This is a genomic window from Streptomyces sp. NPDC102258 (genome assembly GCF_055584685.1).
Genome location: NZ_JBVJLO010000011.1, coordinates 1 through 21447, shown reverse-complemented (window position 1 = coordinate 21447; position 21447 = coordinate 1). Strand labels below are relative to the sequence as shown.

The window sequence follows — 21447 nt, the reverse complement described above, 5'->3', positions numbered from 1 at the left end:
CCCGTCCGCTCAGGCGAGGGGGTGGGCGGCCAGCAGGTCGCCCAGGGCCTCCTCGTGCGCCGCGGCCGGGCCCAGCTGGAGCTCCAGCTGCTTGGCCCAGGCGTGGTAGCGGTGCAGCGGGTAGTCGGTGTCGGCGCCGAAGCCGCCGTGAAGGTGCTGGGCGGTCTGCACGACCCGGCGTACGCCCTCCGAGGCCCAGATCTTGGCGACGGCGACATCGCCCGCGCTGGGCAGCGGGCCGCCCGCGCCGCCCGTCGCGGCGTCCAGCCGCCAGGCGGCCTGCCAGAGGGTCACCTCCATCGCGCGGAGGTCGATGTAGCGGTCGGCGGCCTGGACGGCGACGGCCTGGAACGTGGCCACCGGGAAGCCGAACTGCTCCCGCTTGCCGGTGTACTGGCTGGTCATGGCGAGGACGCTCTCGCCGAGGCCCAGTGCGAGGGCGCAGGTGCCGGTGGCCAGGAGCCGGTGGAGCCGCTCCCAGGCCCCGGGGGCGTCGATGAGGTGGGCGGCGGGGACGCGCACCCCGTCCAGGGTGACTTCGGCGAGCCGCTCGCCACTGGTGGAGTACTGGTCGGCGAGGGTGAGCCCGTCGGTGACGCGCGGGACGAGCGCGAGGACCGGCTCCGCGTCCCCGGTGTGCGCGGGTACGGCGATCCAGTCGCAGCTGTGGGCCCAGGGGACGGACGTCTGTACCCCGTCCAGGATCCAGTGGCCGTCGTCCTCGCGGCGCGCGGTGACGGCGAGTTCGGCCGGATCGTGGCCGGTGCGGCCGTGCGCGGCGACGGTGAGGACGAGTGAGCCGCGCGCGGCGCCGGGCAGCAGGGCGGCGGCCAGTTCGGGGCCGCCGTGGGACTGGACGGCCATGGCCGTGGCGCAGTGCTCCAGCAGCGGGACCCGGGCCAGGACCCGCGCCGCCTCGCGCAGGACGAGGCACAGCGCGATGGTGTCGAGCCCCGCCCCGCCGTACTCCTCGGCGAGGACGAGGCCGAGCAGGTCGGAGCCGGCGAGGGTGGCCCACAGGGGCCGGTCGAACTCCTCCGCGACGGCCCCCGGTGTCAGCGCGGGGCTCGGCACGCGGTCGGGGGTGACATCCGCGAACACGGCCCGCGCCGCCTCGACGGCGGCCCGCTGTTCCTCGGTGAAGGTGAAGTCCACTGTGCCTGTCCTCCCGCGCGCGCACCGGATCCCGGTCGTCTCCGTCGTCCGTTCAGAACTGACGGTGCGTCAAGATAGAGCACGGCGGGGGAAAAACACAGCCTGACGGAAGCCGGGAACGGGCGCGCGCGGGCGGCGGTGGGCCGGTCAGCGGTCGAAGTCGATCTCCACTTCCTCCGAGACCGCGTGGGACTGGCAGGCCAGCACGAACCCGGCCTCCGTCTCGTCCTCCTCCAGGGCGAAGTTGCGCTCCATCCGCACCTCGCCCGTCACCAGGAACGCCCGGCAGGTGCCGCACACCCCGCCCTTGCAGGCGTACGGGGCGTCCGCGCGGCCCCGCAGCACGGCGTCCAGCAGGGACTCCCCCTCCTGGACCGGCCAGGTGCCCGAACGGCCGTCGAGCCGGGCGGTGACGCTGCCGCGGGCGGGTGCGGCGGCCCGGGAGGGGGCCGGCGCCGCGCTGTCCTCGACGTGGAAGATCTCCTCGTGCACCCGGCCGCGGGCGACGCCCAGCGCGGCCAGGGCCTTCTCCGCGCCCTCGACCAGCCCGTAGGGCCCGCACAGATACCAGCCGGTCACGTCGGCGACCGGCAGCAGGGCGGGCAGCAGGGACGTCAGACGGGCCTCGTCGAGCCGCCCGGACGGCAGCCCGGCCTCCTGCTCCTCCCGGGAGAGGGCGGTGACCAGCTGGAAGCGGTCGGGGTAGCGGTCCTTGAGGTCGGCGACCTCGTCCAGGAACATCGTCGACGCGGCCGTGCGGTCGCCGCGCACCAGGCAGAACCGGGCGTCGGGCCGGGCGGCCAGCAGGGAGGCGGCGATCGACAGGACCGGGGTGATCCCGCTGCCGCCGACGACGGCCGCGTAGTGCGCGCCGGCCGGGGCCGCGGCCGGATCCAGGACGAAGCGCCCGGCCGGGACCATCACCTCCAGCACGTCCCCGGCGGCGATCTCCTTGTGCGCGAAGGTGGAGAACGCGCCGCCCTCCACCAGCCGCACCCCGACCCGCAGCCGGGCCGGGCCGGGGCCGTCGGCGGCCGGGGCGGGGGAGCAGATCGAGTAGGTGCGGCGGACGTCCGTGCCCTCCGGACCGGTCCGGCGCAGGGTGAGGTGCTGGCCGGGCGCGTGCCGGTACTCGGCGCGCAGTTCCTCGGGGACGGACAGGGTCAGCGCCACCGAGTCGTCCGTCAGCCGGTCGACCGACGCCACCGTCAGCGGGTGGAACGCGCCGTGGCGGGCGGGACGGGCGGTCCCGGCGGTCCCGCCCGGGGCCGGGGGCACTGACACGGCCATCTACAGCTCCTTGAAGTGGTCGAACGGTTCGCGGCAGGCGACGCAGCGGCGCAGTGCCTTGCACGCGGTGGAGGAGAAACGGCTGAGCAGCTCGGTGTCGGTGGAGCCGCAGTTCGGGCAGCGCACGGACAGGGTGAGCGGGACCGGTCCGCCCGCGGCGTGCGGACGCGGCGGGGCGATGCCGAACTCGGAGAGCTTGCGGCGGCCCTCGGCCGTGATGTCGTCCGTCGACCAGGCCGGCGACAGGACGGTCGTCACCCGCACCCGCGGTATGCCGTGGCCGGTCAGCACCCGCTCTATGTCGGCGGACATGGCCTCGATGGCCGGGCAGCCGGTGTAGGTGGGGGTGAGGGTGACCTCGGCGTGGCCGTCCTCATGCACCCGCACCCCGCGCACGACGCCGAGCTCGGCGAGGGTGAGCACGGGCAGCTCCGGGTCCGGGACGGAGCCCGCCAGCTCGGCCAGTTCCGCCTCCAGACGGGTCCGCGCCGCCGTCACCACGACGCCCCCGGGTGGCTGCGGTGCAGGTGTTGCATCTCCGCGAGCAGCCGGCCGAAGGGCTCGGTGTGCAGGCCCTGGCGGCCCGCCCCGGCGGCCCAGGCGCCCGTACGCGGCCCCTCGGGCAGGGCGAGAGCGGCCCGCTCCAGAACGCCGGCCAGCGCGGCCAGCCAGCGGCCTTCGAGGGCGGCCAGGTCGACCGCCAGCCCCTCCACCGGCTGGAACATCTCCCCGGTGAACTTCCACAGCGCGTCGAGCGCCGCCCGCATCCGCGACCGGCTCTCCTCGGTGCCGTCGCCCAGCCGCAGCGTCCACTGCTCGGCATGGTCGCGGTGGTAGGCGGTCTCCTTGACGGCCTTGCCCGCGAGCGGGGCGAACGGGCCGTCGCCGGCGGCGAGCTCCGCGTAGAGCTCGTGCTGGTAGAGGGAGAAGTACAGCTGGCGGGCGATGGTGTGGGCGAAGTCGCCGTTGGGCTGCTCGACCAGCTGGAGGTTGCGGAAGGAGCGCTCCTCGCGCAGGAAGGCCAGTTCGTCCTCGTCGCCCGCCATGGACAGCAGGAGCCGGGCCTGGCCGAGCAGGTCGAGGGCGATGTTCGCCAGGGCGACCTCCTCCTCCAGCACGGGGGCGTGGCCCGCCCATTCACCGAGGCGGTGGGAGAGGATCAGCGCGTCGTCGCCGAGGGCGAGGACGGCCGCCGTCGTGGCGGTGGCCTGCGCGCCGGTGTCGGCACCTGTATCGGTGCTGGTGCTGGTCACAGGTGCCGCACCCCCTCGGGGATCTCGTAGAAGGTGGGGTGCCGGTAGGGCTTGTCGGCGGACGGGGCGAAGAAGGGGTCCCGCTCGTCCGGGGAGGAGGCGACGATCTCGGTGGAGGGCACGACCCAGATCGAGATGCCCTCGCCGCGCCGCGTGTAGAGGTCGCGCGCGTTGCGCAGGGCCATCTCGGCGTCGGGCGCGTGCAGGCTGCCCGCGTGCGTGTGCGAGAGGCCGCGGCGCGAGCGCACGAACACCTCCCACAGGGGCCAGTTCCGCGTCATGCCTGTACCTCTCGTCCGGTGCCGGTGTGCTGGTCGGCCTGTGCTTGCCTGGCGTGCTTCTCGGCGTACGCCGCGGCCGCCTCGCGGACCCAGGCGCCTTCCTCGTGCGCCGTGCGCCGCTGGTCGATCCGCTGTTCGTTGCAGGGGCCGTTGCCCTTGAGGACGTCCCAGAACTCGGCCCAGTCGATGGCGCCGAAGTCGTGGTGGCCGCGCTCCTCGTTCCACTTCAGGTCCGGGTCGGGCAGGGTCAGACCCAGCGACTCGGCCTGCGGGACGGCGATGTCGACGAACCGCTGGCGCAGCTCGTCGTTGGAGTGCCGCTTGATCCGCCAGGCCATCGCCTGCGCCGAGTGCACCGACTCCTCGTCCGGCGGGCCGAACATCATCAGCGAGGGCCACCACCAGCGGTCGACGGCGTCCTGGGCCATGGCGTGCTGGGCCTCGGTGCCCCGGGAGAGCGCGAGGAGCAGCTCGTACCCCTGGCGCTGGTGGAAGGACTCCTCCTTGCAGATCCGGACCATCGCGCGGGCGTAGGGACCGTAGGAGCAGCGGCAGATCGGCACCTGGTTGGTGATCGCCGCGCCGTCCACGAGCCAGCCGATCGCGCCGACGTCCGCCCAGGTGAGGGTGGGGTAGTTGAAGATCGACGAGTACTTCTGCCGGCCCGAGTGCAGCTTGTCGAGCAGCTCGTCACGGCTCGTGCCGAGGGTCTCGGCGGCGCTGTAGAGGTAGAGGCCGTGGCCGGCCTCGTCCTGCACCTTGGCCATCAGGATCGCCTTGCGGCGCAGGGAGGGGGCGCGCGTGATCCAGTTCGCCTCGGGCTGCATGCCGATGATCTCGGAGTGGGCGTGCTGGGCCATCTGGCGGACCAGGGACGCGCGGTATTCGTCGGGCATCCAGTCGCGCGGTTCCACCCGCTCGTCCGCCGCCACGGCAGCGTCGAAGGAGGCCCGGAGCTGCGCCCCGAGGTCCCCGGACTGCGCGTCCGCGGTGCCTGACGTGCCCGTTTCCGGGGTCACTGCGACCATCCCGGCCCCCTGTCAGAGTGTGCCGTCCGCCCGACCGACCGATCGTTCGGTTCATCGTCTTCAATGGTGGGACGGCGGCCCGTAGGGTGTCAACCTCTGTGGGCAACCCTGTGGAAGCCGGATGATCGGGGCGGGATGGACGCGAACGCGCACGAGCCTGCGGAAGGAGTCCTTCCGGAGGCCGTCGGGAGGGCGGGCGGGGAGCCGGACGGCGAGGCGGACCGGGAGCCGACACGGGGGCCCCGCGCGCCCGGTCTGGCGGGGCTGTCCGGCCCGTACCGGATCGTCGCCGCGCTGGCGCTGGCGGCCGTGGCGGTCACCGCCAGCACCCACCTGGCGTTCGTCTTCCTGCACGTCGCCCCGTCCAACACGCTGAGCAAACGGCACGCGGCCCTGGTCGACGGCTGGATCTACCCCGAGTTCGAACAGAACTGGAAGCTCTTCGCGCCCAACCCCCTCCAGCAGAACATCGCCGTCCAGGCCCGCGCCCAGGTCCGCACCGGCGACGGCGCGCTCGTCACCGGCGGCTGGCGCGACCTGTCCGCCGAGGACGGCGCGGCCATCCGGCACGGCCTCCTGCCCAGCCACACGCAGCAGAACGAGCTGCGGCGCGCCTGGGACTTCTTCACCGGCTCGCACGACGAGAACGACAAGCCGAACGGCGAACGCGGCGAGCTGTCGGAGGAGTACCTGCGGCGCATAGCGCTGGACCGGCTCCGCTCCGCCTACCGCCACGACCGGATCCTGCGGATCCAGCTGCGCTCGGCGACGCGGTCCGTTCCCGCGCCGGCCTGGAGCGACGAGAAGACCGATACCCAGACGTACTACCGGGAGCTGCCGTGGTGGACCGTGTGAGCGGGGTGGCGGACCGCCTGCGGTGGGCGCTCGCGAAGGTCACCGGGGAGGCGCTGGGGCCGTACCAGAGCGCCGTGGTCCGCATCGGTTTCGCCGGGACCTGGCTCTTCTTCCTGCTCCGGGAGTTCCCGAACCGGCACGAGCTGTACGGGCCCGACGGGCCGTGGAGCTGGCGGCTGGCGGAGCGGCTGGTGGCCTCGAACGACGCCTTCACCGTACTGCTGTGGTCGAAGTCCACGCTCTGGTTCGAGGCCGTGTACGCGGTCTCCGTGCTCGCGAGCGCGCTGCTGGTGCTGGGCTGGCGGACGCGGGGGACGTCCGTCGTGTTCATGGTGGGGGTGCTGTCGCTGCAGAACCGCAGCGTGTTCATGGGCGACGGCGGGGACAACGTCATCCACCTGATGGCGATCTACCTGGTCCTCACCCGCTGCGCGCGGGTGTGGTCCCTCGACGCGCGGCGCGCCCGGCTGCGGGGCTCGGCCTCGGCCGGGGCGGCGGGGCCGGTGCTGTGGGGGGTGCTGGGGGCGGTGTTCGCGTACGGGGCGCTGACCGGGCGGCTCGGTGCGGGGTGGCTCGCGGCGTTCGCGGCGGTGTGGGTGGGGACGGCGGTGTGGTGGCTGGCGGATCGGTACGAGCCGGAGGGCGAGGGGCGGGCCGCGCTGGACGTGCTCGCGAACGTGCTGCACAACGCGGGGATGCTGGTGATCATGGCGGAGGTCTGCCTGATCTACGCCACGGCCGGCTGGTACAAGATCCAGGGGTCGCGGTGGCAGGACGGGACCGCGCTGTACTACCCGTTGCGGCTGGACTACTTCACCCCGTGGCCGGGGCTGTCGGGAGTGCTCGCGGGGAGCGGGGTGGCGGTGATGCTGCTGTCGTACGGGACGGTGGCGGTGCAGGTCGCGTTTCCGTTCACGCTGTTCAACCGGCGGGTCAAGAACGTGTTGCTGGTGGCGATGATGCTGGAGCATGCGGGGATCGCGGTGCTGCTGGGGCTGCCGTTCTTTTCTTTGGCGATGATCGCCGCTGACGCGGTGTTCCTGCCGACGGGGTTCCTGGTGGGGGTGGGGGTGCGGGGGGCCGCCTGGTGGGCGCGGGCCCTGCGGGGCTGGTCCCCTACCCGCCCTTCGCCCGTTCCCCGGGCTGCGCCCGGACCCCGTTCGGGTGCGGCGCCGCTGCCGGGGGCTCTGCCCCCGGACCCCCGCGCCTCAAACGCCGGCGGGGCTGACATCAGCCGGTGAGGCGCGTGAGGCCGGGCGGGGCGGACGTGTCGGGCGGGGCTGGCATCAGCCGGTGAGGCGGGTAAGGCCGGGCGGGGCGGACGTGTCGGGCGGGGCTGGCATCAGCGGGTAAGGCCGGGCGGGGCGGACGCGTCGGGCGGGCTGATATCAGCCCGTGGGGCGGGTGAGGGCGGGCGGGGCGGACGCGTCGGGCGGGCTGATATCAGCCGGTGAGGTGCGTGAGGCCGGGCGGGCGGCCGGCGGCTGGACAGCGGGTGCGTGAGGCCGGGCGGGGCGGCGTGGGGGCTGGATAGCGGGTGCGTGAGGCCACGGGCTGGCATCAGCCGGTGACGCCGGTGGCTCGTAAGGTCGGCGGTATGAGTGAGCAGGGGAGCAGTGTGAGTGGGCGGGCTTGGCGGGAAGGGGTGGGGCGGGGCGGGGTGGTCGTGCTCGACGGGTTCCATGCGCTGAAGCACGCCCTGCGGTTCGGGGCCGAGGTGCTGGTGGCCGTCGCCGACGACCCGGGGGCGGTACGGGCGCTCGCCGACGAGCTGGCTCCGGACGTGGCCCCCGAGGTGGCGCGGCTGGTGCGGCCGGCCGTGCTCGCGGAGCTGCTGCCCCGGGTGCACCCGACCGGGGTCGCCGCGCTCGCCGTCCGCCCCGACCATGAGGCCGGGCGGGCCGCACTGGCGAAGCGGCCCCGGGAAGCCCCCGTCGTGCTGCTCGACAACCCCCGCAACCTCGGGAACGTCGGCGCCGTGGTCCGGCTCGCCGCCGGCTTCGGCGCCACCGGGGTGGTGACCCGCGGAGACCTCGACCCCTGGCACCCCAACGTGGTCCGGGCCGGAGCCGGGCTGCACTACGCCACCACCGTCGACCGGATGGAACTCGACGAACTGCCGCCCGGGCCGCTGTACGCGCTCGACCCGGAGGGCGAGGACATCCGTGCCCTCACCCTCCCGGACGACGCCCTGCTCGCCTTCGGCTCGGAGCGCCACGGCATCTCCCCCGAGCTCCGGGAACGAGCCGACCACCTCGTGTCCCTGCCGATGCGCCCCCAGGTCTCCAGCTACAACCTGGCCACGAGCGTGGCCATGACCCTCTTCCACTGGGGCGGCCCGAAGGTCTAGGCGACAGGTCACGCCTGGCGGCGGACCTCCACCACGCGGAAGCGGTTCGCGACGAAGGCGCCGTCGCAGAGGGCCGCGTTCGCCGCCGGGTTGCCGCCGGAGCCGTGGAAGTCGGAGAAGGCCGCGGTCTGGTTCACGTACACGCCGCCCGTGAGGTTGAGGGACAGCTGCGCCGACTCCTCCAGGCAGACCTCCTCGATCGCCCGCTCGGTGTCCGGGGAGGTGGTGTACGCGCCCACCGTCATGGCGCCCTTCTCCCGCACCGTGCGGCGCAGCAGGTCGAGGGCGTCCGCGGTGGAGTCCACCGCCACCGCGAAGGAGACGGGGCCGAAGCACTCGGAGAGGTAGGCCGCCTCCGAGTCCGCCTTGGCGGCGTCCAGCTTGACCATCACCGGGGTGCGGACCACCGCGTCCGGGAACTCGGGGTTGGCGACCTCGCGGGAGGCCAGGGCGACCTCGCCCAGGCCGGCCGCGGCCTCCAGGCGGGCCTTGACGTCCGGGTTGACCAGAGCGCCGAGCAGCGCGTTGGCCCGGGCGTCGTCGCCCAGCAGGCCGCCGACGGAGGCGGCGAGATCGGCGACGACCTCGTCGTACGTCTTGTGGCCGGCGTCCGTCTCGATGCCGTCGCGCGGGATCAGCAGGTTCTGCGGGGTGGTGCACATCTGGCCGCTGTAGAGGGAGAGCGAGAACGCCAGGTTGGAGAGCATCCCCTTGTAGTCGGAGGTCGAGTCGAGGACGACGGTGTTGACGCCGGCCTTCTCGGTGTAGACCTGCGCCTGACGGGCGTTGGCCTCCAGCCAGTCGCCGAACTCCGTGGACCCGGTGTAGTCGATCAGCTTGATCTCGGGGCGCAGCGCGAGCGTCTTGGCGATGCCCTCGCCCGGCCGCTCGACGGCCAGGGCCACCAGGTTCGGGTCGAAGCCCGCCTCGGCGAGGACCTCGCGGGCCACCTGGACGGTGAGCGCGAGGGGGAGGACGGCCCGCGGGTGGGGCTTGACCAGGACGGCGTTGCCCGTGGCGAGGGAGGCGAAGAGGCCCGGGTAGCCGTTCCAGGTGGGGAAGGTGTTGCAGCCGATCATCAGCGCGATGCCGCGCGGGACCGCCGTGAAGGTCTTGCCCAGTTCCAGCGGGTCGCGCTTGCCCTGCGGCTTCGACCAGTCGGCCTGCCCGGGGACGCGGGTCTGCTCCTCGTACGCGTACGCCACCGCCTCCAGGCCGCGGTCCTGCGCGTGGGGCCCGCCCGCCTGGAAGGCCATCATGAAGGCCTGGCCGCTGGTGTGCATGACCGCGTGCGCGAACTCGTGGGTGCGGGCGGAAATGCGGGCCAGGATCTCGACGCAGACCAGGGCGCGGGTCTCGGGACCGGCGTCGCGCCACGCGGGCATGCCGGCCTTCATCGCGGGCAGCAGCACGTCCGGGTCGGCGTGCGGGTACTCGACGCCCAGCTCCGGGCCGTACGGGGACACCTCGGCGCCGGTCCAGCCGTCCGTGCCGGGCTGCCCGAGGTCCAGGCGGCTGCCGCGCAGGGCCTCGAAGGCGGCCAGGCCGTCGGCCGGGGCGCTCTCCCCGTACGCCTTCGGGTGTTCGGGGTGCGGAGACCAGTAGGCACGGGTACGGATGGCGGCGAGCGCCTGGTCCAGGGTGTTCCGGTGCTTCTCGGTCAGCTGGGGGAGGGTGAGCTCGGCGGCCATCAGGGACCAACTCCTCGTTGAGCCGGGCAAGATCAGGCTGGTTCGCAGACTGAGATCAGGCGGGGGCGGGTGAAGAAGAGCAGACTGCAGTTAGAGTAACCGAACGATCGGTCGGGACAAGAGGGCCCGGCAGGCCTGTGGAAAACCCGGTGCGGGAGGATCAGGACATGACAGCAATCGAGCGGTCCCGCACTGTGGCGGTCGTCGGCGCCGGCACCATGGGGCAGGGCATCGCCCAGGTCGCCCTCCTCGCAGGTCACCGCGTGCTGATCCACGACATCGACCACGACCTCGCAGCGGCCGGCGCCGCCCGCGTGCGCGAGCGCGTCGAGCGGATGGCCGCGAAGGGCCGGCTCGATCAGGCCGCCGCGCGGGACGCGATGGGCCGGATCGGCGCGGCCGACGGCCTCGCCGCCCTGGCCGGCGCCGCGCTCGTCATCGAGGCGGTCGTCGAGGACGTCGCCGTCAAGCGCGCGCTCTTCGCCTCCCTCGAAGAGGTGGTTTCGCCGGACGCCCTGCTGGCCACCAACACCTCCTCCCTCTCCGTCACCGAGATCGCCGCCGGTCTCGCGCACCCCGGCCGCTTCCTCGGCCTGCACTTCTTCAACCCGGCCCCGCTGCTCCCGCTCGTCGAGGTGGTGAGCGGCTTCGCGACCGCCCCCGACGCCGCCGAGCACGCGTACGACACCGTCCTGGCCTGGGGGAAGTCCCCCGTCCGCTGCGCCGACACACCCGGCTTCATCGTCAACCGGATCGCCCGTCCCTTCTACGCCGAGGCCTTCGCGGTGTACGAGGAGCGGGGCGCCGACCCGGCCACCATCGACGCCGTCCTGCGCGAGAGCGGCGGCTTCAAGATGGGCCCCTTCCAGCTGACCGACCTGATCGGCCAGGACGTCAACGAGGCCGTCACCCGTTCGGTCTGGGAGTCGTTCTTCCGGAGCCCCAAGTTCACCCCCTCGCTCGCCCAGCGCCGGCTGGTCCAGTCGGGCCGCCTCGGCCGCAAGTCGGGGCAGGGCTGGTTCCCGTACGGGGAGGGCGCGGAGCTGCCCGAGCCGCACACGGCGGGCCCGGAGGCGGCGCCGGACAAGGTCACCCTCGTGGGTGACCTCGGCCCGGCGGCGGAGCTGGCCGACCTGCTGGAGGAGGCCGGGATCGCGGTGACGGCCACCGAGCACGGCGGCCCGTACATCCAGCTGCCCGGCGAGGGCCAGCTGGTGCTCGCGGACGGCAAGACCTCGGTGGAGTTCTCCGACGTCGTCTACTTCGACCTCGCGCTGGACTACCGCGGCGCCACCCGGATCGCGCTCTCCGCCAGCGCGGACACCAGCGAGCGCACCCTCGCGGAGGCGGTCGGACTGTTCCAGAAGCTCGGCAAGGAGGTCTCCGTCATCGGTGACGTCCCCGGCATGATCGTCGCCCGGACCGTCGCGATGCTGATCGACCTCACCGCCGACGCCGTGGCGCGCGGGGTGGCCACCGCCGAGGACATCGACACCGCGATGCGGCTCGGCGTCAACTACCCGCTCGGCCCGTCCGCGTGGCACGAACGGCTCGGCCGGGACTGGGCGTACGACCTGCTGCACCGCCTCGACGAACGCTGTCCCGGCGGCCGGTACGCGCCCTCGCTGGCCCTGTTCAAGCTGGGGTACGCGGGTGACGAGGACGAGGGCGGCCACGAGGACGGGCACGGGGACGGGGACGCAGACGCGTACGGCGGCGGGGACGAGGAGACGGCCGGATGACCACCGTGAGGCGGGACACCTACACCCCGGAGACGCTGCTGTCCGTCGCCGTCCAGGTCTTCAACGAGCGCGGCTACGACGGCACCTCCATGGAGCACCTCTCCAAAGCCGCCGGCATCTCCAAGTCCTCGATCTACCACCACGTCGCGGGCAAGGAGGAACTCCTGCGCCGGGCCGTCAGCCGGGCCCTGGACGGCCTCTTCGCGGTCCTGGAGGAGCCCGGCGCGGTACAGGGGCGCGCGGTGGAGCGCGTCGAGTACGTCACGCGCCGCACGGTCGAGGTCCTGGTCGCGGAACTCCCGTACGTCACGCTGCTGCTGCGCGTGCGCGGCAACACCCGGACCGAGCGCTGGGCCCTGGAGCGGCGGCGCGAGTTCGACCACCAGGTCGCCGAGCTGCTCAAGGCCGCCGCCGCCGAGGGTGACCTGCGCGCGGACGTGGACATCCGGCTGGCCACCCGGCTGCTCTTCGGCATGGTGAACTCCCTGGTCGAGTGGTACCGCCCGCACCCGGGCACCACCCCCGACCAGCTCGCGGACGCGGTGGTCAGCATGGCCCTGGACGGCCTGCGCACCGCCCGCTGAGCGCGCTGAGGCCCTGAGCCGGGGCGGCACCCGTTCGGCCGTCCAGGCGGGGGTGAAGGGCCTCAGTCCTCCGTGAGGGGCTCCGGGGGCTGTGGCTGGGTCGGGCCCGGGGTGAGGAGGTCGGTCTCCTCGAAGACCAGCAGGGTGCGGGTGGAGAGGACCTCCGGGATGGCCTGGAGGCGGGTGAGCACCAGTTCGCGCAGGGTGCGGTTGTCCGGGGTGTGGACCAGCAGGAGGACGTCGAAGTCCCCGCTGACCAGGGCGATGTGCGCGGCGCCCGGCAGCTCGCGCAGCTGCTCGCGCACCGTCCGCCAGGAGTTCTGGACGATCTTCAGGGTGATATACGCCGACGCGCCCTGACCTGCGCGTTCGTGGTTCACACGGGCCGTGAAGCCGCGGATCACCCCGTCGTCGATCAGCCGGTTGATCCGGGCGTAGGCGTTGGCCCGCGAGACGTGCACCTGCTCGGCGACGGAGCGTATCGAGGCCCGGCCGTCCGCCTGGAGCAGCCGCATGATCGACCGGTCGATCGGGTCCAGGGGGCGCGGCGGAACCGCCGGTGGCGCCGGCGGTGCTGTCGGCACGGGCGGCGCCGGGGGCACCGGTGTAGCTGGTGCCGGTGGGGCTCCGGGGCCTGAGGAGCCACCCCCCGGTGGGACCGGTGCGGAGCCCGCTCCGGCCATTTGTTCATCCGGCATCGCCCACTGCCTCCCTCTCCTGGACGTCCTGCACCCATCCCAGGCCCACATCGCCACTTTGTCCACAGCCTGGAGCCGCCTGTAGCCAAATTGCGCCGACGACCGAACAATCGGTAGGTGAGGCGCCTCACATCCGAGGCGTCCCTGCCCGCTTCCCACGAGGAGGTGTACGCCGCCATGACGGTCCAAGAGCTGCCCGGTGCCGGTGCGTCCCACCGTGCCACCCCGCCGCCCGCCTGGAGGCCCCGTACGGAGGCCGCCCCGCTGCTTCCGGACCCCGAGCCGTACCGGGTGCTGGGCACCGCGGCCGCCGCCGGCCTCGACCCCGCGCTGATGCGCCGGTACTACGCCGAGCTGGTGCGGGGCCGCCGCTACAACGCGCAGGCCACCGCGCTGACCCGGCAGGGCCGTCTCGCCGTGTACCCCTCCACCGTCGGGCAGGAGGCCGCCGAGATAGCGGCCGCGTTGGTCCTGGAGGAGCAGGACTGGCTCTTCCCGAGCTACCGGGACACTCTCGCGGCCGTGGCCCGCGGGCTGGACCCCGTACAGGCGCTGACGCTGCTGCGCGGCGACTGGCACACCGGGTACGACCCGCGCGAGCACCGCATCGCCCCCCTGTGCACCCCGCTCGCCACCCAGCTGCCGCACGCGGTGGGCCTGGCGCACGCCGCCCGCCTGCGCGGTGACGAGGTCGTCGCGCTCGCCATGGTCGGCGACGGCGGCACCAGCGAGGGCGACTTCCACGAGGCGCTGAACTTCGCCGCCGTCTGGCAGGCCCCCGTGGTCTTCCTGGTCCAGAACAACGGCTTCGCGATATCCGTCCCGCTCGCCAAGCAGACCGCGGCCCCGACCCTCGCCCACAAGGCCGTGGGCTACGGCATGCCCGGTCGGCTCGTCGACGGCAACGACGTCGCCGCCCTCCACGAGGTCCTCACCGAGGCCGTCCAGCGGGCCCGCACCGGCGGCGGACCGACCCTCGTCGAGGCCGTCACGTACCGGATGGAGGCCCACACCAACGCCGACGACGCGACCCGCTACCGCTCGGACGCCGAGGTGGCGGCCTGGAAGGCGCACGACCCGGTGGAGCTGCTGGAGCGCGAGCTGACCGCCCGCGAGATCCTCGACGAGACGGCCATCGAGGAGGCGCGCGACGCGGCCGAGGAGATGGCCGCGACCCTGCGCGAACGGATGAACGCCGACCCGGTCCTCGACCCGATGGACCTCTTCGCACACGTCTACGCGGAGCAGACCGGCCGGCTGCGCGAGCAGGCGGACCAGCTGCGCGCCGAACTGGAAGCCGAGGGCGACGCATGACCACGGTGGCACGCGCGGCGGTGAAGCCCGCGAAGCCCGCGACGATGGCCCAGGCGCTCACCCGGGCCATGCGCGACGCGATGGCCGAGGACCCGGCCGTCCACGTCATGGGCGAGGACGTCGGCGCGCTCGGTGGCGTCTTCCGGATCACGGACGGGCTCGCGAAGGAGTTCGGCGAGGACCGCTGTACGGACACCCCGCTCGCCGAGGCCGGGATCCTGGGCACGGCGGTCGGCATGGCCATGTACGGGCTGCGGCCGGTCGTGGAGATGCAGTTCGACGCGTTCGCGTACCCGGCCTTCGAGCAGCTGATCTCGCACGTCGCCAAGATGCGCAACCGCACCCGGGGCGCCATGCCCCTGCCGATCACGATCCGCGTCCCGTACGGCGGCGGCATCGGCGGCGTCGAGCACCACTGCGACTCCTCCGAGGCGTACTACCTGGCCACGGCCGGCCTGCACGTGGTGACCCCGGCGACGGTCGAGGACGCGTACGGGCTGCTGCGCGCGTCCATCGCGAGCGACGACCCGGTGGTCTTCCTGGAGCCGAAGCGGCTGTACTGGTCGAAGGCCGAGTGGTCGCCGGACGCCCCGGTGGCGGTGCCGGGCATCGGGAAGGCGCTGGTCCGGCGGACGGGCACGAGCGCGACCCTGATCACCTACGGGCCTTCGCTGCCGGTCTGCCTGGAGGCGGCCGAGGCGGCCCGCGAGGAGGGCTGGGACCTGGAGGTCGTCGACCTGCGCTCGCTCAACCCCTTCGACGAGGAGACCGTCGTGGCCTCCGTACGCCGGACCGGGCGCGCGGTGGTGGTCCACGAGGCGGCCGGCTTCGGCGGGCCGGGCGCGGAGATCGCGGCGCGGGTGACGGAGCGGTGCTTCCACCACCTGGAGGCGCCGGTGCTGCGGGTGACGGGCTTCGACATCCCGTACCCGCCGCCGATGCTGGAGAAGTACCACCTGCCCGGAGTGGACCGGATCCTGGACGCCGTGGCCCGGCTGCAGTGGGAGAACTGATGCCGCAGGTAATGGAGTTCAAGCTGCCCGACCTCGGGGAGGGGCTGACCGAGGCGGAGATCGTGCGCTGGCTGGTGGCCGTGGGCGATGTCGTCGCGGTCGACCAGCCGGTGGTCGAGGTCGAGACGGCCAAGGCGATGGTGGAGGTGCCGTGCCCCTACGGGGGCGTGGTCACCGCGCGGTTCGGCGAGGAGGGGACGGAGCTTCCGGTGGGGGCGCCGCTGCTCACCGTGGCGGTGGGGGCCGGGGCGGATGCCGCGGAGTCCGCCGACGCGGAGGCGTCGGGGTCGGGGAACGTGCTGGTGGGGTACGGCACCGACCACTCGCGGCCGGCGCGGCGGAGGCGGGTGGGGCGGTCTGGTTCCGGTTCGGGTTCTGGTTTTGCTTCGGGGTCTGCTTCTGGTTCTGTTTCCGCTCCCGCCGTGGCCGTGGCCGCCGTGGGGCCGGTGGCCGTGATTTCGCCGCTGGTGCGCAAGCTGGCCCGGGACAACGGGATCGACCTGCGGACGCTGCGGGGGTCGGGGCCGGAGGGGCTGATCCTGCGGGCCGACGTGGAGGCGGCGCTGCGTACGGAGGTCCCGGCGGAGCCGGTGGCCGTCGCGGTACCCGCCGCGCAGGGCGAGCGGATCCCCCTCAAGGGGCTGCGCGGGGCCGTGGCGGAGAAGCTGTCGCGCAGCCGGCGGGAGATCCCCGAGGCGACCTGTTGGGTCGACGCGGACGCCACCGAACTGATGGCGGCGCGGGCCGCGATGAACGCGGTGGCCGGCCCGAAGATCTCGGTGCTCGCGCTGCTGGCCCGGATCTGCACGGCCGCGCTGGCGAAGTACCCGGAACTGAACTCCACCGTGGACCTCGCGGCGAACGAGATCGTGCGGCTTCCCGCCGTGCACCTGGGCTTCGCCGCGCAGACCGAGCGGGGGCTGATGGTGCCGGTGGTCCGGGACGCGCACACGCGCAGTCCCGAATCCCTGTCGGCGGAGTTCGCGCGGCTCACGGAGCTGGCGCGGGCGGGCAAACTGACGCCGGGCGACCTCACGGGGGGCACGTTCACCCTGAACAACTACGGGGTGTTCGGGGTCGACGGGTCGACGCCGATCATCAACCATCCCGAGGCGGCGATGCTCGGGGTCGGGCGGATCATGGCGAAGCCGTGGGTGCACCGGGGGGAGCTGGCCGTACGGCAGGTCGTGCAGCTGTCGCTGACCTTTGATCACCGGGTGTGTGACGGGGGGACGGCCGGGGGGTTCCTGCGGTACGTGGCCGACTGTGTGGAGAACCCGGCGGTGCTGCTGCGCGGGCTGTAGCCGGCCGGGGCCCTGGCCGGGCCGGGTCGGGTGGCGGGCGGGTCGGGGGCCCGGGCCCTGCGGGGCTGGTCCCCTACCCGCCCTTCCACCGTTCCCCGGGCTGCGCCCGGACCCCGTCCGGGTGCGGCGCCGCTGCCGGGGGCTCCGCCCCGGACCCCCGCGCCTCAAACGCCGGCGGGGCTGGATGTGGCAGGCGTCGGTGGGGCTGGATGTGGCGCGGCTTGGCCGAGCGGGGGCCCGCACGGCCAATGGGCAGCCATGCGTCAGGTGGTCAGCAGGAGTTTGCCTACGTGGGTGCTGGATTCCAGGGTGCGGTGGGCTTCGGCGGCCTGGGGCATGGGGTAGGTGGCGTGGACCACCGGGTGGACGCGGCCCGCGGTGAGCAGGGGCCATACGTGTTCCCGTACGGCGGCGACGATGGCCGCCTTTTCGCCCAGGGGGCGGGCGCGGAGCGAGGTCGCCGTGATGGCCGCGCGCTTGGCCAGCAGGGCGCCGAGGTTCAGTTCCGCCTTGACTCCGCCCTGGAGGCCGATGATCGCGAGGCGGCCGTTCACGGCCAGCGCGTCCAGGTTCCGGGGCAGGTACTTCGCGCCCATGATGTCCAGGATCACGTCCGCCCCGGCGCCGCCGGTCGCGGCCCGCACCTCCTCCACGAAGTCCTGCTCGCGGTAGTCGATCAGGACGTCCGCGCCCAGCTCCGCGCAGCGCGCCAGCTTCTCCTTGCCGCCCGCCGTCACCGCCACCTTCGCGCCGACCGCCTTGCCCAGCTGGATCGCCATGGTGCCGATGCCGCTGGAGCCGCCGTGGACGAGGAGGGTCTCACCGGGCCGCAGCCCGGCGACCATGAACACGTTGGACCACACCGTGCAGACGACTTCCGGCAGCGCCGCGGCCGCCACCAGGTCAACGCCCGCCGGCACCGGCAGCAGCTGCCCCGCCGGGACGGCCACGCGCTCCGCGTAACCGCCGCCGGACAGCAGCGCGCACACCTCGTCGCCCACCGACCAGCCTGACACCCCCGGTCCGAGGGCCGTGATGCGCCCGGAACACTCCAGGCCGGGATAGGGCGACGCGCCGGGCGGGGGGTCGTAGAACCCCTGCCGCTGGAGGACGTCGGCGCGGTTCACGGCGCTCGCCGCGACGTCGACGAGCACCTCCCCCTCGCCGGCCACGGGATCGGGTGCTTCGGTCCAGACGAGGGCCTCGGGGCCGCCGGGCTGCTCGATGGTGATCGCATGCATGGCCCGGAATCTACCGCGCCCGCTACTCCGCCGGGCCGAGGGTCGCCTGAGGGGATGTCGGGGGCGTGGCCCGCACGATGGTGATCAGGCGGTCCGTCAGCTGGAGGGGGCTCGCGTGCGGGTCGTCGTACGGAAGGAGGCGGTGGCCGCGGAGCACGCTGACCACCAGGTCCTCGGTCTCCCGCACCCCTCGGCCCGCCTCGCTCTTGCGGACGGGCCGCTCGATCAGGTCCAGCCCGGTGCCCTGCTGGATGAGGTCCTCCATCACCGTGCCCGCGCTCGGGCTGAGCACGGACAGGCCCAGCAGCCGTCCGGCCGCGCTGGCGCTGGTGATGACCGCGTCAGCGCCGGACTGTTTCAGCAGCGGCGCGTTCTCCTCCTCGCGCACCGCGGCCACGATCTTCGCGCCGCGGTTGAGCTGGCGGGCCGTCAGGGTGACCAGGACGGCCGTGTCGTCGCGCTGGGTGGCGATGACGACCTGACGGGCCTTCTGGAGCTCGGCCCGCAGCAGCACGTCGGAGCGGGTGGCGTCGCCGACGACTCCGGTCAGGCCCTCCGCGTTGGCCATGTCGATGACCTTGGCGCTGGGGTCGACGATGACGACCTGTTCCTTCTGGAGGCCGGTGGCCAGCAGTGTCTGCAGGGCCGAGCGGCCCTTGGTGCCGAAGCCGACGACGACCGTGTGGGCACGCAAGTTCTTCCTCCAGCGGCTGAGCCGCCACTCTTCGCGGGTGCGCTCGGTCAGCACCTCCAGGGTGGTGCCGACCAGGATGATCAGGAACAGCACGCGCAGCGGGGTGATCAGCAGGATGTTGACCAGCCGCGCGCTGTCGCTGTACGGGACGATGTCGCCGTAGCCGGTCGTCGACAGGGTCACGGTCGCGTAGTAGACGCAGTCGAGGAAGTCGACCTGGTCGTTGGCGTTGTCGTGGTAGCCCGCGCGGTCGACCCAGACGAGCAGGACCGTCAGGAACATCACGAAGAGGGCCATCAGCAGGCGACGCGTGACCTGCCGGAGCGGCTTTTCCACCACGCGCTTGGGCAGTTTGACGCGGCGTGAGACCAGCTTCTCGTCGGCGCCCCGGGCCATGGCGTCCTGGCCGTGGAGTTTCACGTGAAACATCCTCCCGACGCCCAGGGCAGATCGAGGACCTCCACCTCCTGACCGGACCGCACACCGTGCGGCGGTACGACGGCCAGCGCGTCGGCGGCCGCCACTCCCCGGAGCATCGCCGGGCCGTTGTAGCGCAGCGGTACGGCGTGCTCCTCGCTCAGCAGCACCGGCACCAGCCGGCTGTCGTACGGGTGGCCGTGCACCTCGTCGCCGACCGGCACCGTGTACCGGGGGCGCTGGCGGCGCCCCGCGAGGGCGCGGAGCAGCGGCTCGGCGAGGGTCAGCAGCCCGGAGACGGCGGCCAGCGGGTTGCCGGGCAGCCCGACCACGTGCCGGCCGTCCGCCCGGTCTCCCAGGCGGGCCAGCAGCATGGGGTGTCCGGGGCGTACGGCGACCCCGTCGACGAGTAGTTCGGCGCCGGCCCGGGCCAGGACGGGGTGGACGTGGTCGACCGGGCCGGAGGCGGTGCCGCCGGTGGTGACGACCACATCGGCGGGGGAGCCGGTGACGGCGGCCAGCAGGGCGTCGGCCCCGGCGGGGCCGTCACCGAGCCGGCGCGTGCCGATGACCTCGGCGCCGAGGCGGGTGATCCAGGGGCCGAGCATGGGGCTGAGGGCGTCGCGGATCAGGCCGTCGTGCGGGAGGCCCTCGGTGAGGAGCTCGTCGCCCAGCACCAGGATCTCCACCCGGGGGCGGGGCCGGGTCAGCAGCTCGTCGTACCCGGCGGCGGCGGCGAGGCCGAGCACGGCCGGGGTGACGAGGGAACCGGCGGGCAGCAGCAGGTCGCCGGAGCGGCATTCCTGGCCGCGCGGGCGGATGTCCTGGCCGTGGCCGACGGGGCGGGCGGCGTAGAGCTGGCCGCCGGATTCACGGGCGTGCTCGCTGCGGATGACGGCGCTGGTGTCGGCGGGGACGCGGGCGCCGGTGGCGATCCGTACGGCTTCGCCGTCGCCGAGCGCGGCGGGCGGTTCGGCACCGGCCAGGATCTCGCCGCCGGGGCGGACGCTCCAGGGGCCGGGTCCGGCGACGGCCCAGCCGTCCATGGCGGAGGTGTCGAAGGACGGCAGGTCGCCGAGGGCGTCGAGGGGAGCGGCCAGCACCTCGCCGAGGGCGTCCGCGAGGGTGACCCGGTGGGTGCGGGCCCGGACGGCCGAGCCGGCCCGGGCGGCGGTCTCCCGGGCGCGCGGCCAGGGGGCGGCGCGGTGGCCGCCGCCGGGTGGGGTACGGCTGACCAGGGCGAGGGCCTCGTCCAGGGCTCCGTCGGCGTCGGTACGGGTCATCCGGAGCCGGTCTCCTCGGGCTGTGGGGGCGCGGGCGGGGACTGGGCCTCGGCGGCCCAGCGCAGGGCCAGGTCGGTGGCCTTGCGGGAGGCTTCGGCCACCGCCTCGGCGGGGTCGGCGCCGGTGGCTTCGGCGCGGGCGGCCGCGTAGCCGACGAGGAAGGTGGTCAGCGGGGCCGCGGGGCGGGCCACGCCGTGGGCGGCGTCCCGGGCGACGTCGAGCAGCATCGGGATGTCGACGTCCACGTCGGCGCCGAGGCCGAGCTCGTTCTTCGCGGCGGTGATCCATTGCTCCAGCACGCTTCCATGCTCCCTGATCCGGGCGCGGGCCGTGGCCAGGTCCTCCCAGGTGTCGCAGTCGAACGAGGCGAGTGGCGCAGCGGGGGTGACCGGGGTCAGCTCCAGCTCGGCGGTGAGGGCGCGGAGCGGGAGGTCGCGGAGGTGGCCGTGCTCGGTGGCGAGGAGGGCGGTTTCGCGGCGCAGGGGTTCGGTGCGGTAGGCGGCGACGAGGGGCTGGTCGCGGCCGGTGGGGTCGCGGAGCAGGGCGCCGTCGCCGGGGCCGGTGGCGGCGGTGGTGAGGAGGGTGTGGACGGTGTCCCGGTCGAGGAAGGGGAGATCGGCGGAGAGTACGAGGACCAGCCCGGCGGTGGTGGCGCGGAGCCCGGCGTCCAGGGCGGCCACGGGGCCGCCGCCGGGCGGGGTCTCCCGGGTCCAGGTGACCGGGCGGGCGGTGGGCCTGCGGCTGCCGACCACGATGGTGGTGGTGGCGTCGGGGCAGGCGTCGAGGACGCGGTCCAGGAGGGTACGGCCGCCGACGGGGAGGGCGGGTTTGTCGGCTCCGCCGAGCCGGCGGGCGGCTCCGCCGGCCAGGACGATGGCGTCGTAGCTCATCCCCCGAGTATGCGGCTCGCCGTCTGGGGTGCCGCTGCGCGGGCTGCTCCCCGCCCCGCCCTTCGCCCGTTCCCCGAGGCTCCGCCCCGGTCCCCGCGCCTCAAGCGCCGGCGGGGCTGACGGTGGCCGACCGCCGTGTGCCGGTGCGGCGCCGTTGCCGGGGGCCAGCCCCCGGGCCCCCGCGCCTCAAACGCCGGCGGGGCTGGGGGGGATGCAGTGGGTGGGGCGCCCATGCGCGTGGGCGGGAGGGGTGTGACGGGCGGGGCGCCGTTGCGGCTGGTGGCCTGGTGGGGCCGGGCGGCGTGTGCCGGTGCGGCGCCGTTGCGGGGGGCCAGCCCCCGGACCCCCGCGCCTCAAACGCCGG

At 74.0% G+C, this 21447-nt stretch carries 20 protein-coding genes; 8 read left to right on the top strand and 12 right to left on the bottom strand.

Annotation, left to right across the window (positions count from 1 at the left end):
* Positions 1 to 9: 9 nt before the first annotated feature.
* The 6 genes from ACZ6ZT_RS19645 to paaA all read right to left on the bottom strand — a co-directional run bounded on the left by ACZ6ZT_RS19645 (position 10) and on the right by paaA (position 5007).
* Entirely contained in the window at positions 10 to 1155 is a 1146-nt protein-coding gene (locus ACZ6ZT_RS19645) for an acyl-CoA dehydrogenase family protein (protein WP_469720721.1), read from the bottom strand.
* A gap of 147 nt (positions 1156 to 1302) precedes the next feature.
* Positions 1303 to 2445: a 2Fe-2S iron-sulfur cluster-binding protein gene (locus tag ACZ6ZT_RS19640; RefSeq protein WP_469720719.1), complete on the bottom strand. Its 1143-nt coding sequence runs from the start codon at positions 2443 to 2445 to the stop codon at positions 1303 to 1305.
* Complete coding sequence (gene paaD, locus ACZ6ZT_RS19635) at positions 2446 to 2946, bottom strand: 1,2-phenylacetyl-CoA epoxidase subunit PaaD (protein ID WP_469720717.1); 501 nt, start codon at positions 2944 to 2946, stop codon at positions 2446 to 2448.
* On the bottom strand, positions 2940 to 3698 hold the full coding sequence (gene paaC / locus ACZ6ZT_RS19630; RefSeq protein ID WP_469720716.1) for a 1,2-phenylacetyl-CoA epoxidase subunit PaaC: 759 nt from the start codon (positions 3696 to 3698) through the stop codon (positions 2940 to 2942). Before paaC ends, paaD begins: the two co-directional genes overlap by 7 nt.
* Positions 3695 to 3979, bottom strand: a complete 285-nt coding sequence (gene paaB / locus ACZ6ZT_RS19625) for a 1,2-phenylacetyl-CoA epoxidase subunit PaaB (protein ID WP_469720714.1) — start codon at positions 3977 to 3979, stop codon at positions 3695 to 3697. The genes paaC and paaB overlap by 4 nt, the downstream gene beginning before the upstream one ends.
* Complete coding sequence (gene paaA, locus ACZ6ZT_RS19620; protein WP_469720712.1) at positions 3976 to 5007, bottom strand: 1,2-phenylacetyl-CoA epoxidase subunit PaaA; 1032 nt, start codon at positions 5005 to 5007, stop codon at positions 3976 to 3978. The genes paaB and paaA overlap by 4 nt, the downstream gene beginning before the upstream one ends.
* 135 nt (positions 5008 to 5142) lie before the next feature.
* Here paaA and ACZ6ZT_RS19615 point away from each other — a divergent pair, with 135 nt between their 5' ends.
* From ACZ6ZT_RS19615 to ACZ6ZT_RS19605, 3 genes are all read left to right on the top strand, one after another.
* The gene (locus ACZ6ZT_RS19615) at positions 5143 to 5862 is read left to right on the top strand and encodes a DUF5819 family protein (RefSeq protein ID WP_469720710.1); all 720 of its coding nucleotides are present in this window, start codon (positions 5143 to 5145) and stop codon (positions 5860 to 5862) included.
* Entirely contained in the window at positions 5850 to 7103 is a 1254-nt protein-coding gene (locus ACZ6ZT_RS19610; RefSeq protein WP_469721028.1) for an HTTM domain-containing protein, read from the top strand. Before ACZ6ZT_RS19615 ends, ACZ6ZT_RS19610 begins: the two co-directional genes overlap by 13 nt.
* 356 nt (positions 7104 to 7459) lie before the next feature.
* Complete coding sequence (locus ACZ6ZT_RS19605; protein WP_469720709.1) at positions 7460 to 8212, top strand: TrmH family RNA methyltransferase; 753 nt, start codon at positions 7460 to 7462, stop codon at positions 8210 to 8212.
* A gap of 8 nt (positions 8213 to 8220) precedes the next feature.
* Here ACZ6ZT_RS19605 and paaN read toward each other — a convergent pair whose 3' ends face one another.
* The gene (paaN, locus tag ACZ6ZT_RS19600; RefSeq protein ID WP_469720707.1) at positions 8221 to 9903 is read right to left on the bottom strand and encodes a phenylacetic acid degradation protein PaaN; all 1683 of its coding nucleotides are present in this window, start codon (positions 9901 to 9903) and stop codon (positions 8221 to 8223) included.
* A 167-nt stretch (positions 9904 to 10070) separates the two neighbouring features.
* On the opposite strand from paaN, the gene ACZ6ZT_RS19595 reads away from it, so the two are divergent.
* Together ACZ6ZT_RS19595 and ACZ6ZT_RS19590 are read left to right on the top strand one after the other, a co-directional pair.
* Positions 10071 to 11645, top strand: a complete 1575-nt coding sequence (locus ACZ6ZT_RS19595) for a 3-hydroxyacyl-CoA dehydrogenase (protein ID WP_469720705.1) — start codon at positions 10071 to 10073, stop codon at positions 11643 to 11645.
* Positions 11642 to 12229 (top strand): TetR/AcrR family transcriptional regulator, encoded by a 588-nt coding sequence (locus tag ACZ6ZT_RS19590; protein WP_469720703.1) that lies wholly within the window; start codon positions 11642 to 11644, stop codon positions 12227 to 12229. The genes ACZ6ZT_RS19595 and ACZ6ZT_RS19590 overlap by 4 nt, the downstream gene beginning before the upstream one ends.
* A gap of 62 nt (positions 12230 to 12291) precedes the next feature.
* Here ACZ6ZT_RS19590 and ACZ6ZT_RS19585 read toward each other — a convergent pair whose 3' ends face one another.
* A complete protein-coding gene (locus tag ACZ6ZT_RS19585) occupies positions 12292 to 12927 on the bottom strand; it encodes an Lrp/AsnC family transcriptional regulator (RefSeq protein WP_469720702.1) in 636 nt (211 codons plus the stop codon).
* 177 nt (positions 12928 to 13104) lie between these two features.
* On the opposite strand from ACZ6ZT_RS19585, the gene pdhA reads away from it, so the two are divergent.
* Genes pdhA through ACZ6ZT_RS19570 form a run of 3 tightly spaced genes read left to right on the top strand, consistent with a single transcriptional unit; the run spans position 13105 to position 16558 of the window.
* On the top strand, positions 13105 to 14241 hold the full coding sequence (gene pdhA, locus ACZ6ZT_RS19580) for a pyruvate dehydrogenase (acetyl-transferring) E1 component subunit alpha (RefSeq protein WP_469721026.1): 1137 nt from the start codon (positions 13105 to 13107) through the stop codon (positions 14239 to 14241).
* A complete protein-coding gene (locus tag ACZ6ZT_RS19575; RefSeq protein WP_469720701.1) occupies positions 14238 to 15254 on the top strand; it encodes an alpha-ketoacid dehydrogenase subunit beta in 1017 nt (338 codons plus the stop codon). The genes pdhA and ACZ6ZT_RS19575 overlap by 4 nt, the downstream gene beginning before the upstream one ends.
* Positions 15254 to 16558 (top strand): dihydrolipoamide acetyltransferase family protein, encoded by a 1305-nt coding sequence (locus tag ACZ6ZT_RS19570; protein ID WP_469720699.1) that lies wholly within the window; start codon positions 15254 to 15256, stop codon positions 16556 to 16558. Before ACZ6ZT_RS19575 ends, ACZ6ZT_RS19570 begins: the two co-directional genes overlap by 1 nt.
* Positions 16559 to 16821: 263 nt before the next feature.
* Here ACZ6ZT_RS19570 and ACZ6ZT_RS19565 read toward each other — a convergent pair whose 3' ends face one another.
* From ACZ6ZT_RS19565 to ACZ6ZT_RS19550, 4 genes are read right to left on the bottom strand one after another with little or no spacing between them, the layout of a single operon-like run.
* On the bottom strand, positions 16822 to 17799 hold the full coding sequence (locus ACZ6ZT_RS19565; protein ID WP_469720698.1) for an NAD(P)H-quinone oxidoreductase: 978 nt from the start codon (positions 17797 to 17799) through the stop codon (positions 16822 to 16824).
* A gap of 22 nt (positions 17800 to 17821) precedes the next feature.
* Positions 17822 to 18922, bottom strand: a complete 1101-nt coding sequence (locus tag ACZ6ZT_RS19560) for a potassium channel family protein (protein WP_469720696.1) — start codon at positions 18920 to 18922, stop codon at positions 17822 to 17824.
* Entirely contained in the window at positions 18910 to 20193 is a 1284-nt protein-coding gene (locus tag ACZ6ZT_RS19555) for a molybdopterin molybdotransferase MoeA (RefSeq protein WP_469720695.1), read from the bottom strand. The genes ACZ6ZT_RS19560 and ACZ6ZT_RS19555 overlap by 13 nt, the downstream gene beginning before the upstream one ends.
* The gene (locus ACZ6ZT_RS19550) at positions 20190 to 21083 is read right to left on the bottom strand and encodes an NTP transferase domain-containing protein (protein ID WP_469720694.1); all 894 of its coding nucleotides are present in this window, start codon (positions 21081 to 21083) and stop codon (positions 20190 to 20192) included. Before ACZ6ZT_RS19550 ends, ACZ6ZT_RS19555 begins: the two co-directional genes overlap by 4 nt.
* Positions 21084 to 21447 lie beyond the last annotated feature (364 nt).